Genomic DNA, 16,045 nt, shown 5'->3' on the forward strand with positions numbered 1-16,045 from the left:
GCTGTCCTCCTAATCCGCCAGGATCCCTTTGATATACGGGATGCTAACCACCAGCATAAAGACGCTCATCACAATGGCGATCGCCGAAGCGTACTCGAACTGGAAGAACTGAAAATACTGTTTATAGATCGTGGTAACCAGCACGTCGGTGAGTGTCCCGGGTCCGCCCCCCGTCATGGTCATCACCAGATCGATCTGGCGGAACTCCCACACTGTCACCAGGGCCAATACCACGGCGATACTCTTCTTCAGGTTGGGCAGGGTCAGATAGTAGAAGCGTTGCCAGACATTGACCCCGTCGATGGCGCCCGCCTCGTAAATATCGTGGGGTATCGTCTGCAGCCCCGCCAGCAGCACCAGCATCACATAGGGGAAGCCGCGCCAAATATTGGCCACGATGATGCTGAACATCGCGGTGGAGGGAGTGCTCAGCCATAAAATGGGTTCATGAATGAAGCCCAGCTGCATCAAGACTGCATTGATGATCCCCGAGACCGGATTGTACATCCAGCGCCACGTGGCCGCCGTGACGACGCTGGGAATCATCCAGGGCAGGATGGTCAGCACCCGGAAAAAGCCTTTGCCGCGAATCGTCTGATTCAACAGCAGCGCCACCGCCAGCCCCAGAACGAAATCGCCCAGCACCGACAGGGGTACAAAGGTTAACGTGTTTTTCAAGCTGTTCCAAAACTCCGGGTCGGAAAACAAGCGGGTATAGTGATGAAAGGTGAAGTCGTACTTGTCAAAGGTGATGCCGAAGCTCAGCGTCAAAGTGGACACGATCGGAAACAACAGGACGAAAAAGAGCACCAGCGATGCGGGCAGCACCAGCAGCAAAGCCAACATTTTGTCACTCATCGGTGATCTCATGAATCTACCCCCAAATTCCGGGGGATGGGTTAAAACCCCATCCCCCGGCCTTCAATCGCGGAAATTACTGATTCTTGTAGCGGGCGATAATCGCGTTCACTTTGGCGGAAGCATCCCGGATGGCTTGCTCGGCCGGCTTGATTTTGACGAGGGCCTCTTGGGCGGCGACGATAATCGCATCGTTGACTTCGCTCATTCCGATGAACATCGGCATCGCTTTGCCGTGAGGAATCTGGGATACGATCACGCTGGCGAATTTATCGTTTTTGACCAGCGGCGATTCGCCGACGTCCTTCCGGGCGGAGGTGACGCCGTTGTCCTTGAAGATCTTGAGCTGAACGTCCTTGCTGGTCAAGTATTTGACCCATTGCCAGGCGGCGTCTTTATGCTTGGTGTAGGCGCTGATTCCCCAGAAGTCCATCTGGGCGAAGGTGACTTTCTTCTTGCCCACCGGCAACGGCGCGCAGCGCAACACCTCGGCGGCTTTCAGCGCCGGGTTGATCCCGTCGATGATCGAGATGGTCCAGCCGGAACCGAACTTCATCGCGACCTTCTCCTGGGCCATGTAGGTCCGGACGTCCTGGGCCGACATCTCGTTGGGGGTCGGCGGAGTGATCCCTTCCTTCAGCAAGAGATCGACGTAGAATTTGAAGGCTCTGATGGAATCGGGCGAATCCAGCATCGATTTGGTCATCTTGGCGTTAAAGATATCGCCGCCGAAGGACCAGAGGATCGGGAAGAAACGGCTGATCAGCGAGGCGCTCTTGTTGGCGACCATGCCGAAGCCCCATTGATCCTTGCCGTTGGTCAGTTTCTTGCCGTACTGGACGAACTCGTTCCAGGTCTTCGGCGGTTTGTTGGGATCCAGGCCGGCCTTTTTATACAGCTCGGTATTGTAGAAAAGGACGATGGTCTGGTCGCTGTCCGGCATCGCCATGATCTTGCCTTTTTGGACGCAGATGGCCTTGGCGTTATTGGCGAATTGATCGAAGAACCCTTTATGCTCCTTTTTGATCAGCGGCGTCAGGTCCAGCAGGTAATCTTTCATGATATAGGGCGGAATGTCCTGAATCTCGCAGTGGACCACGTCCGGAGCGTTTTTCGCTTCGGAGGCGATCACGAACTTTTTAGCCTTCTCGGGCTGCGAGACGGGTTCAAAGCGGATCTCCACGTCGGGATGGAGCTTCTCATAGTCGGCCTTGATCTCTTTGAGGCATTTGAGCCATACTTCCTCGGTCATATGCCAGTCCTGGAACCGGACCACGGTCTTGGCGGCCAGAATCTGATTGGAAAAGGCCAATAATGCTACCAGGCAAATCAGGAATAACTTCTTCACTCAATCTCCCCCTCATTGTTTTTATCGTTTCAGTGGACCGTACGGTTTGCCGGGATCACCTCCTCCCGCCTGGTTTTTCTAGCGGGTTGACGCCTATAAGCCCAGGAACGCCGCGTTATCGCGGACGTGCCTGTCAAAGAGGACTGGGCATGGAAATGCAACAAGGAATCCGAGGCTGAAAAACGGAACGGAAATTGGAAATATTGCGTTCAGGTTAATGATGTTTGACTAAAATGTAACACAAGCACTGGCGGGCCAGCCAGTGCTCATGTTCATTATTTTAGTCATGATTATCCGCGGCGGGTATGACTGGAGTCATGTGCGGGAGTCGCGAGGCGGGTCGTTTCCGGCCGGTCGGACTACAACAGGCCGTGCATGATGGCGAAACGGATCGCTTGGGCGCGGTCTTTCAGCTCAAGCTTCTCATAGATGCTGCTGATGTAGTTTTTGACCGTGCCTTCGGCCAGTTGCAGTTGGCTGGCGATCTCCCGGTTGTCCTCTCCCTGGGCCAGCCGGTGCAGCACATCGATCTCGCGGGGGGTCAGCTTGGCCAGAATCTCCTTGGAGACCGCCGGATCTACCGCCCGGTACCGGGTAACCTCTTTTACAAGCTTGGTGGCGATGGCGGGCGATATGAGCGTCCCGCCGCCCTGGACGGTCTGAATCGCTTTGGTCAGTTCCTCGGGATCGATGTCTTTGAGCAGATAGCCGACTGCCCCCAGACGCAGGGCTTCGAAGACGTATTCATCGTCATCGAAGGTGGTCAGGACGATCACCTTGCACTGGTCCCCGGACGCCCTGAGCCAGCGGATGAATTCCACCCCGTCCATCTCCGGCATCCGGATATCCAGCAGAATCAGATTATGAGGCGTGTTCCGGCAGATCTCCAACGCTTCCCGGCCGTTGGTGGCCATCCCCACCACCCTGGCGTTGGGAACTTGCAGGTTGATGACGATCTTCAGATTCTCCCGGAACAGTTTCTGATCGTCCACGATAATGATCTCGAGTGGCTCCATCGGTCTCTGCCTCCTTTGGCAAGGGTAACCATACTTGCAGTGTAAATCCATCGCCCGGCTTCGAGTGGACCTTCACTGTGCCGCCCAACTCGGATACCCGTTCATGGACTCCAACCAGCCCGAACCCGGAGACGCCCGCTTCGGGCAGCGTCGCCGTGCCGCAGCCATTGTCCTTGACCAGGACCTCGACCCCCTCCCGGACGAGGTGAAAGGCGATGAAAACCTCGCTGGCCCGGCCATGGCGGAAGGCATTGGTCAGCCCTTCCTGGACCAGGCGGTAAATCACCTGCTCCAGCTTTTCCCCGATATACTGGGGAACTTGGCCGTAATGGACATTGATGGCGATCCCGGTCGCCTGCTGAAAGACTTTGGCCAGCCGCAGGATGGAGCCCAAGCCGTTATAGCCCTCGTTCTCCCGGGGGCGCAAGGCCCGCAGCGCGCGGCGGAGATCGGTCAGTCCCTCGCGGGCCAGCATGCGGGCCTCTTCGATCTTTTGCGAGACTGTCTGCCCCTCCTCCTGGACCTCGGCCCGGTGCGCATTGAGCAGGGCGATGAGGTTGGTGAGCGTGTAGGCGATGGAATCATGGATCTCCCGGGCGATCCGGGTCCGTTCGCGGAACATCGACGACAATTCGGCCTGGGCCGCCGTGTCTTGCAGCTGGATATTGGCCTCGGCCAAATACCGGTTGGCCGAATGCATCTCGCCGATGAGTTCCTTTTCCTGCTGCCGCTGGCGTTGCTCCCGGGACAGCAGCTCGCCGACGATCCCGCCCAGCAGGCAGTTGAGCGAGAGCGTAATGAACGCCACCAGCTTGGGCGATTGTTGCGGTGTGTAATAGCCCCACAATTGCACCGGCGAGGAGTACAGCCAGTACAGGAAAGCGATGACGAGGCCGCCCAGGCCGATGGCGCTCCGTTTGGAGAAATAAAAAAAACCTTCGAATGCCAGCAGCATCAGTAAAAGGCCGAAGTTGCCCGGGTATTCGATGAACGGAAAGGATATCGCCAGGATCAAAAACAGCCGGCAGAAAAAGAGGCCCTGCTGCAAGAAGGGTTTTCCAAACGGCATCGGCAGGGCCAGCAGCAACAGCAGCAGGATGGCGATGGTAAACTGGCTGGACCATTTCTGGGGATAGATCGACGCCAAATTGCTGTCCCAGTAGTCATGGAGGACCGCCAGGTGCACCAGGAGGTTGATGAGTGTGTAAACCACTTTGCGATACAACTCCACCGGTTACCCTTCCCATCCGTTCATCGCTGCAACGACTCATTTTCAAGCGGATTCCCGATGAAAACCCTGCACCGGTGATTTTCATCGGCTTCGGATCCGCTATTCCGACTATTTCGGCGGTTTTTCCGGAAACTCCTTCAACGAAACGCCGGGCCGGCCGAACGGCAGCCGCGAATATGCCCTTCCGTTCTTTTATCGGCAAGTTTGCCTTTCCCGTCGATAGCTTGAGCTGTCTCATTTCTTTTGCAACTCCCCGGGCGATGCTTTATAATGAAATCAACTGGATGCCGCAAGGTACCCGGAATCCGGCATTTCAGTCTCTTGCCCCTTTGCCGGCTCGATGCCGAAGTTTTTATATCCTTTCCGGAATCCAACTTATAAGGAGGTTTTTGACGATGAATCCCTTCAGCCATGTCGATTTGAGGGTCAACAGTTTCCAAGCCGTGTTGCCTTTCTATGAAGCGCTCCTGCCGGCCCTGGGCTTTACCCGCACTTTCCACAGCGAGCGTTGGAGAGTGTTCGCGGCGGACGGGGATTTGCCGGAAGCGGCTTATTTTGCCATTACCGAAGATCCCGGCCATCGGCCGGATGCGAATCTGATCGGATTTTGGGCTGAGAATCAGGAGCAGGTAGACCGGATCGCGGAACTGGTGGTCCGAAGCGGCGGGAAAATCAGCGACGGGCCGAGGCTTTTTCCGATCAGCCCGACCTATTACGCAGCTTATTTCGAGGATCCGTGCGGGAACAAGTATGAGATCGTACACCGTTTGAACTAGAGGATGCTGGCGAGACTTAATCCCGATGATGCCTCCGTATTTCCCCGCGGAGGTAACTTGATACTCTCAGTGACCGGGTTGAGGGGCTGAAAGAGAACCTTTTGCGGGTAACGGATCTCTTTTGGTGACTGAAAGAGCTCGCTCAGTCGTTCAAGGAGCTCATTTTGGGGAAAAAGAGCTCGCTCAATCACTCAACAAGCTCTTTTTGTGAATAAACAAGCTTGTTTTGTGAATGAGCGAGCTTGTTCAGTCGTCGAGCGAGCTCTTTTTGTGGATAAGCAAGCTCATTTTGTGAATGAACAAGCTCTTTTTCGCAAGAATGAGCTTGCTCAGTCGCTCAGCAAGCTCTTTTTGTGGATAAGCCATCTATTTTTGTGGATAAACGGGATCATTGAATAGGATCAATGAATTTTGCTTGTGGATAAGTCGGGAAAGTACAGCTCTAAAACCATGTGAAGTCAAAGTCCTCAAAATGGATTGCTGCCGCCTCGGGGCGATTCCTGCCCCAAACCTCGTACCTACAACCGGTGATGGTTACCCGGTGCTCCGGCTGTAAACAGCCCGAAAGATACTTTGCTTCGCCTCCAGTAATGCCTCCTGCGACATTCCGCCGGGGTAATGCATCAATCGCAATAATATTCCCGGAGCCATTTTCCGCAGCGGCGGCTGGACATATTCCAAGTCACTCAAGACAAAACCCAGGCGCTGGTAAAATGCGATTCTGCGTTTGGCATTGACTGTAGCCGCGGCTTCTACCTCGATAACCACCGGAAGATTGGCTTGGTCCAAATATTCCTGCATGATCCGGGTCCCCAATCCCGCGCCTCTGGCAGCGGGGTTTACCGCAAAATGTTCAATATAATGAAAATCAGGTAACGCCCATTCCGCCAGAAAAGCTTGTAGAATCGTGCCCTTTTCTACAACCAACACCTGATAATCGGGGATGTTCAAGAGAGCTAACGCCTCTTCGCAGCTGCGTAATTCGGCAGCAGGGAACGATAATTTCATTAAATCATAGACCGCAGGGAATTCTTCCTGCCGAAGTTTTCGAAAGTGTATTGTCACGATAAAACCTCCTTGTCCCATAGAATTACATCCCTGTTACCGGTTTATCCCATCCGGCTCCCCGGGCAATCATTATTGTGGAAGCCCCGATGCTGTTAGCTATCCGAAGAATCAGGGATCCCTGCCGCGGGTTCCAACTCGATATTGTTTTGAATCACCACGGTTTTCATCTTCTTGCCCCAACCCGCCAGCGCTTTCAGGGCCGCCATAAGCTCTTCCCCATGCTCCGTCAGCGAATATTCGACCCGGGGCGGCACCTCCGGGAATTGCTCCCGGCGGATGATGCCGTAAAGCTCCAGTTCTTTTAATGATTGCGTCAGCATCATGTTGGTGATCCCGTCGATGCTCCGTTTCAGCTCATTATACCGCATGGTGCGGTTTTTATTTAAGGCCCAAATGATCGGCAGCCGCCACTTGCCGCCGATGAGGTTGAGGGCAAATGTCAATGGGCAGCCGTCGAAGCTGTTTTTATACCATGCTTGGTCATCCATGGAATCACTCCAATACTCAGTTTTTGCTTCCTTGGGCAGAAAAAACTGCATACTTGCCATCCGCGTTGTCCCTGATAGAATTGTATCGAAAAGCGCTTGTTGAAGCAAACCGGTTTTTGATCCATTTAGAAAGCCATGGGATAAAGTCTTTCAAATTAGAAATTCTCTTGCTAAAAGGAAACGACTTTATCACTTGCTTTAAATAATCGCTGTGACCCTTCCGGCTTTTTAAGCCGGGATTATCACAGCTCTTTTAGAAGCGTTGTGATAAACCCGTCCGAAGGTCGGGGTGAACACAAAAGCTCAGAGAAGCAAGTGATAAAGTCGATATTTAAACCTTTTCAGGCTGAACCGATTGGAAAGAGACTTTATCACATGGCTTTTAGAAAGGAAGATGAAAATGAGTATTCATTACGAGGCCGTCTCGGAAGATCAAGTTCTTTGCATCCGGGATTTATGCAATGAGCTGATGGCGTATCAAAAAACGCTGGCGCGTATCCGGCCGGAGCTCTTCGACAGCATGTGTTTTGAGACGAGAATGATCCCGTCGCTCAAGCGCGCCAAAGCGAACTTGATTCTGATTGCCAAAGATGAGGACCAAATTGTGGGGTATGCCTATAGCAATATTTCGCCCAAGGAGACCTATTCAAATGAATTTGCCACTTTTTTTGACCTTGATTCGGTAAAAGGAAATGACGTGGGCTGCCTTTCCCAATTTTACATCCGGGAGAAGTACCGCAATCGAGGGATTGGCACCGTTTTATTCGAAAGGTCCATGACTTGGCTCCAATCCTTCGCGTCAATCAACAACCGGTTCATCTTTGTCTCCAACGGCAACGACCAGGCGCTCCGGTTCTATCTCGGCAAAGGTTTTGCCATCAGCCACCCGATACTTGATGGATTTATTACGGTGTTGAGGAATAGCTGAGGCGGCCTCGACGCAACGGGCGGACTCCGGTTTTTGGGGCATATCAAGCGCAGTGGTGAAACAATGACCGTTGCAAAAAAAAGAAGGTCCTGAAACCTTCTTTTTGATTATTTAGCGGTTTTGCGCCGGCTTCTCCGATAATTCCCGCCATTTCTCCCGGATTTTGTCCTCTCCGTCGAAATAATCGACTTTGCTTTCGCTGCGGTAGATTTCGCCATAGGGCCGGACATTGATCTTGCCGGAGTCGGGATACTCGCAGACGTCCAGGCCGATTTCGGTACGGATGTCCAGGTAGCGGCAGGGTTCCTGGGTGTGGTTGTAGAGTTGGTGCGCGCCCTCCGGCCCGGTTCCGAAGAATACGATATCGCCTTCGGACAATTCGGTCAATCCCTCGGGCGTCCGGAGCGTGGCCCGGCCGGAGAGGATTACAAACAGTTCTTCGGCGTTGCGGTGGAAATGGTATGGGCAGGAATATTTATCCGGATCGAGGGAGCGCACGTCAAACTGGAGGTGTTTCGATTGCACCCATTGCGCTAAATCCGGACTGGTATGGCTGGAGAAATCCGGCATGTCAAAACGTTCGAATTCAAACGAGAGATTCTTCTGATTAAAGATCTGAACCATGTTTCGGCTCCTTTCGCGTTTTAGGGGGTGCGGTTCCGCCCGGAGAGAACATCCGGCGGCGCAAGAGGACGGTTCGCTGATTTTAGTATAATCTCCCAGTTATTCTCCGTCAATGTCGAATGGGAATTATCCGGAAACACACTGTGGAATGCATTCAACCTCTTTTGCTTCCCCAAGCATCTTGATGAACCCCGCCCCGTCCCGTCCCGGAATTCCTGGCTAAAGAAGCGCCTTCCGCCGGCGGCGACGAGCAGCGCCGCCGGCTCCCGGAGCGGCTCCTGGATCATCCCGATTCCCAGTTCCGGCAGGAGCTGGGCCAAGTCTTGCAGGAACCGGTCGGGAACGTTCAAATTCTCTGCCGTTTGGGGCAACGGATATTTCACCGAAGAAGTGGAAGCCTTTGCCTTAATCCGGTAAAAATGGTTCAAGTTAACCCAGAACAACGCTAAAGGCGGCTCGATGTTTTGAAGAAGTAACGAAGTTAACGGATGAGCTTGACGAAAAGGTAAATGAAGAAAACAGGATGAGTTAACTGAATTCGTTTATTTTGCCCGTCGCAATTCGACCTCAAATTCCTGATCGAGAGCGGTTATCTGCTGTTTGAACTCTTTTTGCTCGTCGCTTAGTTCTCGAACCATTTGTTTCAGTTGCAGGTGATCCTGGCGGTTTTCCCCGACGATCCGATCCATTCTTTCGATCATTTGCTGATGCTCGCGCCGGTTTTCGGTGATAGTCCGGTCGATTTTATCGTTTAATTGCTGCAATCCTTCGCCAAAGCTGCGGAATTGTGATAATAAATTCTCGATTAATACAGCGACCTTGTTATCATCCATCCCAATCACCTCCTCAATTATCTTACCATACTTTGGGTAGGACCTCTATCAAAAAATGGCCCCCCGTCGAACCATTTCATCCCAGGGATTAAAAAAAAATAAAATATGGGTGGAATGAATTTTTATGAGATACCGCACACTTCCCCAACAATTTCAGAGTTTCTCCCCATCCTGGAACCCCTTTTTTAAAAGCCCAGGCGGGCGCGATGGGCAACGCCGCCGGCTCACGCATCGCCCCAGCCTTCAAGCTCTCTCCGCAAATGCACTTTCGGCAGCGGCGGAATTTACACCGATTCTCCGACATCGCCATGATCCGGGGACTGATTCTGTCTTTTTTTGGCCCGCCGTTCAATCCACCAACTCAAGAGAATGCTGATTTCCAATAACAGCAACACGGGGACGAGCACTAAGATCATGCTGAACCAGTCCACCGTGGGTGTGATCACTGCAACCGCAACCGCGAGGCCGATGATCAGCAGCTTTTGATGCCGCCATAACAGCGAAGCCTTGATCAGTCCCAGCCGTGTCAAGAGGAGGATCACCAGCGGCATGATAAAAATTAGGCCGCATAACACCATTACCGACATGATAAACGCCAGATACGTCTCCAGGCTGATCATCGGCCGGATGTTGGCGGTGGCGAATGAGAGCAAAAAGCGATAGCCTAATCTCACCACCACCCAGTAGCCAAAGGCCAGTCCCGCACAGAAGAGGATGAATCCGCTGGACATGATCCATCCCAAAAATTGACGTTCCCGCGGGTAAAGCGCGGGCCATAAAAAGGCGCCGAGTTGCCAAAGGATTACCGGCGCCGCCACCACCAAACCATTCCACAATGCCAGTTTCATCTGGGCTATCAATGCTTCGGCCGGGCGCAGAAACACCAGGTTCCCCGCTTGATAGGTTAAAACCAGTAACAACGTTTTGCTAAAAAAGAGGCTGCCCACAAAACCCAGGCCGACGGCAGCCAAAACTTTCATCAGCCGTTTGCGTAATTCGGCAAGATGTTGCCAAAAGTTCATCTCCATGCGCCATTCACCCGCTCAGGGCCGCCGTTCGCCGCACTTTGGGCAGAATTTTTCCTCAGGCTGCCAGGGCCGCTGACAGACTGAACATTTTGGAGAATCGCCCAACAGCTTCCCACATTGGGAGCAGTATCGCGCTCCCGCCAAGTTTCTTCCCTGACATGCCGGGCAGATTACCGTCGCCGCGGTCTCGGCAGGAGTGTCGGCATCAGTCCTGGCGGATGCCGGTTCGGCCGCGGCTCCATTGGCTAGAATTTCCCCCGCGGAGTTTATTTCTTGCTTGAGATCATTTTGAGCCTTTCGAAATTCGCCCATTCCCTTGCCCAAAGCTTTAGCGAGCTGCGGGATCTTTTCCGCGCCAAAAAAAATCAGTACAATCACTAAAATTAGTAATAACTCCTGGCCGCCCAGCCCGAACATGTTCATCACCCTCCACTGGTTAACTTCGACAAGCTGTTGGTTTAGACTCGGATGAGGTTATACTCGGTATTGCCCATGCCGAGCGTCTTCATATATTCGATTTGATGACGCCCGCTGCGGGATTCAATCCGTTCGATGAGATCGGTTTTTTGTGCGCCCGGGAGATTATAAACCAGATCGAGCGATGCTTTGTCAATCGCCAGAATATCGGTTGAACCGAGGATACCGATATCTTTACAGGTTGGCGGGGCGCCGTTGGGATCGCAATCACAATCGATCGACATATTTTTCAATACATTGATGTAAGTAATGTGCCCTTTGAAATGCTCGGTGGTCGCCTTGCCCGCTTCAACCATTCTTTCAAGAAAACCCGGACCGGTGGGCCAACCCGGACCATGGACCATCGCCTTGCCGACATGGCCGGAAGCATTGCCGATGCCGATATTTTTCAACGATCCGCCGAAACCGCCCATGGTATGGCCTTTAAAGTGCGTATAAACCAGTAACGAGTTATAACGCAACAGATGGCCGCCGACCGCTACCTCCGTGAGATGATCGCCGGGAAGATAACCCTGGCCTTTGGCGAGGAATTCTTTCATACCCGGTATCGGCAACATCACGTCGCCTGCTTCGTCCATAATATCGACGGGACAGAAATCGAAGCCGTTCGTCTTGATGACTTCGCGATGGCTGGCTGTTTGATAACGCGGGCCCCCATAGAGCACGTTGCATTCCACGATGGTACTGTTGGGAATCGTCGCCTGCAAGCCTTTGATCAGCCCGACCGGCAGCAGGTTGGGGCCATGGGGTTCGCCGGTATGGAGCTTGATACCGATTTTCCCGGTCATTCCCTGATTAATCTTTGAATAAATATTCAACAAACCCTTCACGCTGATATCATCGGTGAAGAATACCTCCGATTTGCCGCCACCGGATAACGCATCTTTGACTTGAGCAGCGCTGTTGCCAGTCATTTTCAAAACGGCCATTCCCAGCACCGCCCCACCGGCAAGTTTCAAAAAATTCCGCCTTGACATATTCGTCATGATTATCACCCTCTCCTGGAATAGTTTTTAAATTATCGCGCTCGGTTTTACCTGGCCCGGCGACCCACATTAGCACTCCCGCATATGCGTTCCGGTTCTCGGAATGATGCTGGATTTCACGGATGTCAATGCCGGAATGCCCACCCCCTTCATATTTTTGCACCAAAGTTGTATACAAGGGGATGGCGTTCCCCAATCCCCCGGTTCTCCCTCGCCAATCGATTCCTTTATTATTACATAAAGATGCCACAAACCCATTATATTACAATTTGCTCCTTAGATAAATATCGATAATGGATTCATGAATATCAAGGCGTTTCTCTTCCCCGGCAGCTTCCAAACCACGCCCTGTCCGGAAAATCTTGCCTGAAAAGCGCTCCCCGGCAATTCATGCTTATTCCGTCAGCCGGTGCCATTCTGCATAGAGCGCGTCAACCTCGGCCATGAGCGACTGATACTCCTGATAAGCGTGGTAAGGAGTGTCGCGGTCGAAGGTGGCCTCCAGCTCCTTCAGCCGCTTTTCGATGACTTCGATCCGCGTCTCGATGGCCGCCCGCTCATCGCCTTGGCCGGGTCCTCCGCCCGAATGTCCCGCCGTCCGGCCCGGCTTAGCCTTGGCCGTTCCCGCGGCGCGCTGCTGCGGCTGTCCGCTGTCGGCTTCAGCGGATTTGCCGCTTAGCCTCCGGTAATCTTCGTAATTCCCCTCGTATGAGGTTATCTTTCCGGACTCGATCGCCAAAATCCGGTTGACGCAACGGTTCAAGAAGTAGCGATCGTGCGAGACCGCGATCACGGTGCCTTTAAAACCGGCCAACGCCGTTTCCAGCGCCTCCCGGGCCGGCATATCCAGATGGTTGGTCGGCTCATCCAGGATGAGGCAATGCGGTTCCCGCAGACAGATGCAGGCCAGAGCCAACCGCACTTGCTCGCCGCCGCTCAAAACCTGCAGCTGTTTTTGGACATCCGCGCCATAGAATTGAAACTTGCTCAGATAATCCCGGGCCTCCCGCTCTTTGAGCTCCTTCCCAAGCTCCGCGCCGGTCGCCAGCAACTCTTCCAGCACGGTATGGTCCGCACTGGCGAAGCGGATCTCCTGTCCCAGGTAGCCATAGCGGACCCATGGCCCCAGCCGGGCGACCCCTTCGAACTGACGCTCCTTTCCCAGCAAGATATTGAGGAGGGTCGTTTTGCCGCTGCCGTTGGGTCCGATCAGGCCGATCAGCTCCCCACCCCGGATCAGAAAGCGGGCCGCATCAAAGATGACGACCTCCCCGTATTTTTTGGTGAGGTTTTCCGCCTTGGCGATTTCGGCGCTGATGTGCTTCGCCTGGGATAACGGGAGGTTCAGCGCGGCCGTCTGTACCAGATGCTCCGTGGCCACCGCCTCCCGGATCCGGGTATTTAACTCTTCCCGCAGCCGTTCTCCGGCTTTGGCCCTGCTTGCGGCGGCTCCGATCCGGCGCATGCCTTTGAGCTTGGAGACCAGCTCGTTATTGAGCCGGATCTCCCGTTGGATCCTTTTTCGCTCGGCCGCCAGGTAGTCGCGGCGGCGCTCCTTTTGAGCGCAGAAAGTACTGTAATTGCCGCTTTTGCAGGAGATGCCCTCGGCCGCCAATTCAGCCACCCGGGTCGCCACCTGGTCGAGAAAATAGCGGTCATGGGAGACCAAGAGCACCCCGCCGGCAAAACGGCGCAAAAACTTCTCCAGCCATTCCATGCCCACCAGATCCAGGTGGTTGGTGGGCTCATCCAGAATCAGCAGCTCCGGAGCCAACAGCAAGGTCCGGGCGAGCGCGACCCGCATCTTTTCGCCTCCGCTCAAGGTGGCGATGGATTGGGTAAGCGCTTCCCGGCGCAACCCCAGGCCCAGCAAGGTGGATTTCACTTTGGCCTCCAACTGGTATCCGTCCAGCTTTTCATATTCATCCGTCAGGCGGCCGTATACCTGGCACAGTTCTTCCAAGGCTTCCGGCCGGTCCGCGATGGCGGGTTCAGCCATCGCGGCCTCGACCGCCCGAAGCCGCCGCTCCAGATCGAAAGCGTGCGCAAAAACCTTGGCGGTCTCGCTCATGATGTTGTTGTCCGCCAGCTCCGACAGGCTCTGCGAAATATAGCCCACTTTGGTGTTTCTGGCGACGATCACCCGGCCCCGGTCCGCTTCTTCCAAGCCCATTACGATCTTCAGGATGGTGGATTTTCCGGAACCGTTCGGTCCCACCAGCGCCACCCGCTCGCCGCGCTGGACCCGCAGGTTCACTCCGTCAAAGAGGGTCCTGCCGTCGAACTCTTTCATCAGGTTTTCCAATATCAATAAACTCATCGTTACCGCTCCTTTGGCTGCAATACGCGTCTTTTACGAAAATCAAAAAGACCGCGGAGTTTTACCGCGGTCTTCGTAAAATATTCGACTGCCAGCACGAAGCGGCCGAGCATCGCAGATTGCCATCATGGCAATTCTACGCAATGATCTCCGGCGCGGGTCGATGTGCGCATTTCACAGTGAAAAATTAAAGCCGCGGCATCGTACTGCTTGCCGCGGCTCATAAGCGAAGTTGAGCGCTTATCCTGAAACCGGATCAACACCAGGCGAGAAATCGCTCGGATCCATCATGCAACGGGATCCCAATGAGGAATTCAAGCCGTTTTTCCATCGCCAGCCGACGCCCAAACAAGGCAAACTCAAACAAACCTCCCGTATCGTGCAGGGGGAATGCCGGTCGTTTCAGTTCATAGTCACCGCAGAATCATGGCGACGGCGTCGGTTGCTGGCGGATTTAGCTCCGGGCAAAGCAGTTAACCGAAATATAAAACTCTTTGGTCAATGCACGGAGCAAACGCCGGAAATCAACGCCAGTATGGGATGGAAACGGCTGATCATGGTCTTCAAATGCCTCTCATACTGGTTTGGCGCATTTGCGCTTTAATTTTCCTTCGTATTATACCCAAAATCCGTAAAAAATGCAAGGGTTAAACTTTCCGGGCTATGTTACCCCTTGATAATCCGGCGAGTCCCCCTCTCCCATTTTCAGCCGATGATACTGGTTAAAAGACGACTTATCTCCCTTCCCTGGCAAGGCAGTGTCATCAAGCGATGATTACATATCTTGGAATTTGGTTTCAACGATGCCTACACTGTAGACGATATACGGGCCAATCGGGGCATGAATGCCCCGGCTACAAGATGGAAGTCCGAGCCAGGACGGCTAAAGGCAAGCGGCCAGGGATGGCAATACGCGCAGCCCCTTCCGTGGCTTAATTTTCAGCAGAATATTTTATCCCGTTTTTTAGGGGCTTTTAAGGTCCTTTCGCCTTGTAGCCGGGTGATTTATCGCCCGGTCGGCGTTCATTTTCGTCCGGAAGATTTTCCCACGATAGCTTGATACCTTGCCACCCGGGAACTTTGTGCAAAAAAACGCTTTGAAACGATGGCCTTCGCCCCTTGTTACTCTGATTGTCTAAAAACTGACCTCTCCCCCTTCCCCTCCCCGGCGCAGTTTTTTTGAAGGTTGACTCGACGGGGAGGGGCGAATTGCCATAAACTGTTGCCAATTTTGGAGTTTCATCTCGGGCCTAAATTCTGTCGATTGAATTCACGGAAAAACTTACTTTTTTAGACATTGGCCCTCATTTCAAGCGATGGACCCCTCCCCGCCGAATACGCCCCCGGAATTTGCTGCGTCGGGGAGGGGACCGGGGAGAGGTCGCTTTTGGACTTACTTCATCGCTTCATTAAACTCACTATCTTTTGGGTTCCTGCTGTGCCGGGCTAGGTAGAAAAAGTAGTTTTCACCTTCCGGGTGGATGACGAACTTTATGATAAAATAAGGGTGATGCTGATAAGAATAAGCGATCCTTGAGCGGACAGCTTGAGCTGTTGATTGAGCAGTGTATTGATGCGTTTGGAGAAGGAAAATGGGATGATTGGAGTGAAAAAAGAAGGCTAACAAAAACCTTCTTTTTTCGATGTATGATATCTTTGTACCCGCAGTTTCAATATTGCTAAAACGGATTAAGCGTATTCTGATTATCAAATAGTCCTGCTCAGCCACTTTTAAAAATGAACTCCTAATACTTCCCGATTTCAACCTGCAATTCATGCCAATTTGCCTTTGGGCGGCAAACTGTCCCAAAGGTTGAACGTCCGGCCCCTTACTTTATGCGGTTTAGCCGGTACTTCCCGACTTATCCACAGCCGAAATCATTAACCTCATTCAACGATCCCGTTTATCCACAGGAATAGAACACTTATTCACAAAAAGAGCTCTCTCATTCACAAAACAAGCTTGCTGATGATTATAAAGTTAGATCCGCATAGGTAATCGGGACATGAGAAACGCAAGCTCTGAGCAATTTATCAAAGATCCGTTCTTCACAAAACCTACGG

Annotated in this window: 17 protein-coding genes and 1 pseudogene; 3 read left to right on the forward strand and 15 right to left on the reverse strand. The window is 53.1% G+C overall.

The genetic code is table 11. From position 1 onward, the window contains the following. Positions 1 to 9 precede the first annotated feature (9 nt). The 4 genes from EDC14_RS23570 to EDC14_RS23585 all read right to left on the reverse strand — a co-directional run bounded on the left by EDC14_RS23570 (position 10) and on the right by EDC14_RS23585 (position 4,453). Positions 10 to 870 carry a carbohydrate ABC transporter permease gene (locus EDC14_RS23570; RefSeq protein WP_132017058.1) on the reverse strand — a complete coding sequence of 287 codons (861 nt, stop codon included), beginning with the start codon at positions 868 to 870 and terminating at the stop codon, positions 10 to 12. A gap of 64 nt (positions 871 to 934) precedes the next feature. Then, complete coding sequence (locus EDC14_RS23575; protein ID WP_132017060.1) at positions 935 to 2,206, reverse strand: ABC transporter substrate-binding protein; 1,272 nt, start codon at positions 2,204 to 2,206, stop codon at positions 935 to 937. 359 nt (positions 2,207 to 2,565) lie between these two features. Next, on the reverse strand, positions 2,566 to 3,183 hold the full coding sequence (locus tag EDC14_RS26955) for a response regulator (protein WP_243663096.1): 618 nt from the start codon (positions 3,181 to 3,183) through the stop codon (positions 2,566 to 2,568). After that, positions 3,068 to 4,453 carry a sensor histidine kinase gene (locus EDC14_RS23585; RefSeq protein ID WP_132017064.1) on the reverse strand — a complete coding sequence of 462 codons (1,386 nt, stop codon included), beginning with the start codon at positions 4,451 to 4,453 and terminating at the stop codon, positions 3,068 to 3,070. Before EDC14_RS23585 ends, EDC14_RS26955 begins: the two co-directional genes overlap by 116 nt. A 395-nt stretch (positions 4,454 to 4,848) precedes the next feature. Between EDC14_RS23585 and EDC14_RS23590 the strand changes: the two genes are divergently transcribed. After that, positions 4,849 to 5,229 carry a VOC family protein gene (locus EDC14_RS23590; RefSeq protein WP_132017066.1) on the forward strand — a complete coding sequence of 127 codons (381 nt, stop codon included), beginning with the start codon at positions 4,849 to 4,851 and terminating at the stop codon, positions 5,227 to 5,229. A gap of 534 nt (positions 5,230 to 5,763) precedes the next feature. On the opposite strand, the gene EDC14_RS23595 is transcribed toward EDC14_RS23590, so the two are convergent. Together EDC14_RS23595 and EDC14_RS23600 are read right to left on the reverse strand one after the other, a co-directional pair. Then, entirely contained in the window at positions 5,764 to 6,294 is a 531-nt protein-coding gene (locus tag EDC14_RS23595) for a GNAT family N-acetyltransferase (RefSeq protein WP_165908269.1), read from the reverse strand. Between the two features lie 95 nt (positions 6,295 to 6,389). After that, positions 6,390 to 6,785: a winged helix-turn-helix transcriptional regulator gene (locus tag EDC14_RS23600; RefSeq protein ID WP_132017070.1), complete on the reverse strand. Its 396-nt coding sequence runs from the start codon at positions 6,783 to 6,785 to the stop codon at positions 6,390 to 6,392. Between the two features lie 400 nt (positions 6,786 to 7,185). Between EDC14_RS23600 and EDC14_RS23605 the strand changes: the two genes are divergently transcribed. Beyond that, positions 7,186 to 7,713, forward strand: a complete 528-nt coding sequence (locus EDC14_RS23605) for a GNAT family N-acetyltransferase (protein ID WP_132017072.1) — start codon at positions 7,186 to 7,188, stop codon at positions 7,711 to 7,713. Positions 7,714 to 7,824: 111 nt separating this feature from the next. Here the strand turns inward: EDC14_RS23605 and EDC14_RS23610 are convergent, their stop codons facing one another. The 8 genes and pseudogenes from EDC14_RS23610 to EDC14_RS23640 form a co-directional block, all read right to left on the reverse strand. Continuing rightward, the gene (locus EDC14_RS23610; protein WP_132017074.1) at positions 7,825 to 8,337 is read right to left on the reverse strand and encodes a cupin domain-containing protein; all 513 of its coding nucleotides are present in this window, start codon (positions 8,335 to 8,337) and stop codon (positions 7,825 to 7,827) included. A gap of 20 nt (positions 8,338 to 8,357) precedes the next feature. Beyond that, a complete protein-coding gene (locus EDC14_RS23615) occupies positions 8,358 to 8,708 on the reverse strand; it encodes a hypothetical protein (protein ID WP_132017076.1) in 351 nt (116 codons plus the stop codon). 171 nt (positions 8,709 to 8,879) lie between these two features. Then, complete coding sequence (locus EDC14_RS23620) at positions 8,880 to 9,170, reverse strand: hypothetical protein (RefSeq protein WP_132017078.1); 291 nt, start codon at positions 9,168 to 9,170, stop codon at positions 8,880 to 8,882. Positions 9,171 to 9,454: 284 nt separating this feature from the next. Next, a complete protein-coding gene (gene tatC, locus EDC14_RS23625; protein WP_132017080.1) occupies positions 9,455 to 10,198 on the reverse strand; it encodes a twin-arginine translocase subunit TatC in 744 nt (247 codons plus the stop codon). 15 nt (positions 10,199 to 10,213) lie between these two features. After that, positions 10,214 to 10,468 (reverse strand): zinc ribbon domain-containing protein, encoded by a 255-nt coding sequence (locus EDC14_RS27850; protein WP_424337432.1) that lies wholly within the window; start codon positions 10,466 to 10,468, stop codon positions 10,214 to 10,216. Continuing rightward, a pseudogene (locus EDC14_RS27440) lies at positions 10,457 to 10,615 on the reverse strand (Sec-independent protein translocase subunit TatA/TatB); the annotation flags it as partial. The pseudogene EDC14_RS27440 and the gene EDC14_RS27850, both read right to left, overlap by 12 nt. Before the next feature lie 41 nt (positions 10,616 to 10,656). Next, the gene (locus EDC14_RS23635; protein WP_341540188.1) at positions 10,657 to 11,634 is read right to left on the reverse strand and encodes a DUF362 domain-containing protein; all 978 of its coding nucleotides are present in this window, start codon (positions 11,632 to 11,634) and stop codon (positions 10,657 to 10,659) included. 421 nt (positions 11,635 to 12,055) lie between these two features. After that, positions 12,056 to 13,981 (reverse strand): ABC-F family ATP-binding cassette domain-containing protein, encoded by a 1,926-nt coding sequence (locus EDC14_RS23640; RefSeq protein ID WP_132017086.1) that lies wholly within the window; start codon positions 13,979 to 13,981, stop codon positions 12,056 to 12,058. Positions 13,982 to 14,270: 289 nt separating this feature from the next. On the opposite strand from EDC14_RS23640, the gene EDC14_RS23645 reads away from it, so the two are divergent. After that, positions 14,271 to 14,585, forward strand: coding sequence for a hypothetical protein (locus EDC14_RS23645; protein WP_132017088.1), 315 nt, complete (start codon positions 14,271 to 14,273; stop codon positions 14,583 to 14,585). A 789-nt stretch (positions 14,586 to 15,374) separates the two neighbouring features. On the opposite strand, the gene EDC14_RS26960 is transcribed toward EDC14_RS23645, so the two are convergent. After that, a complete protein-coding gene (locus tag EDC14_RS26960) occupies positions 15,375 to 15,710 on the reverse strand; it encodes a hypothetical protein (RefSeq protein ID WP_165908271.1) in 336 nt (111 codons plus the stop codon). Positions 15,711 to 16,045: the final 335 nt, after the last annotated feature.

The sequence above is a fragment of the Hydrogenispora ethanolica genome (genome assembly GCF_004340685.1).
Lineage (GTDB): Bacteria > Bacillota > UBA4882 > UBA8346 > UBA8346 > Hydrogenispora > Hydrogenispora ethanolica.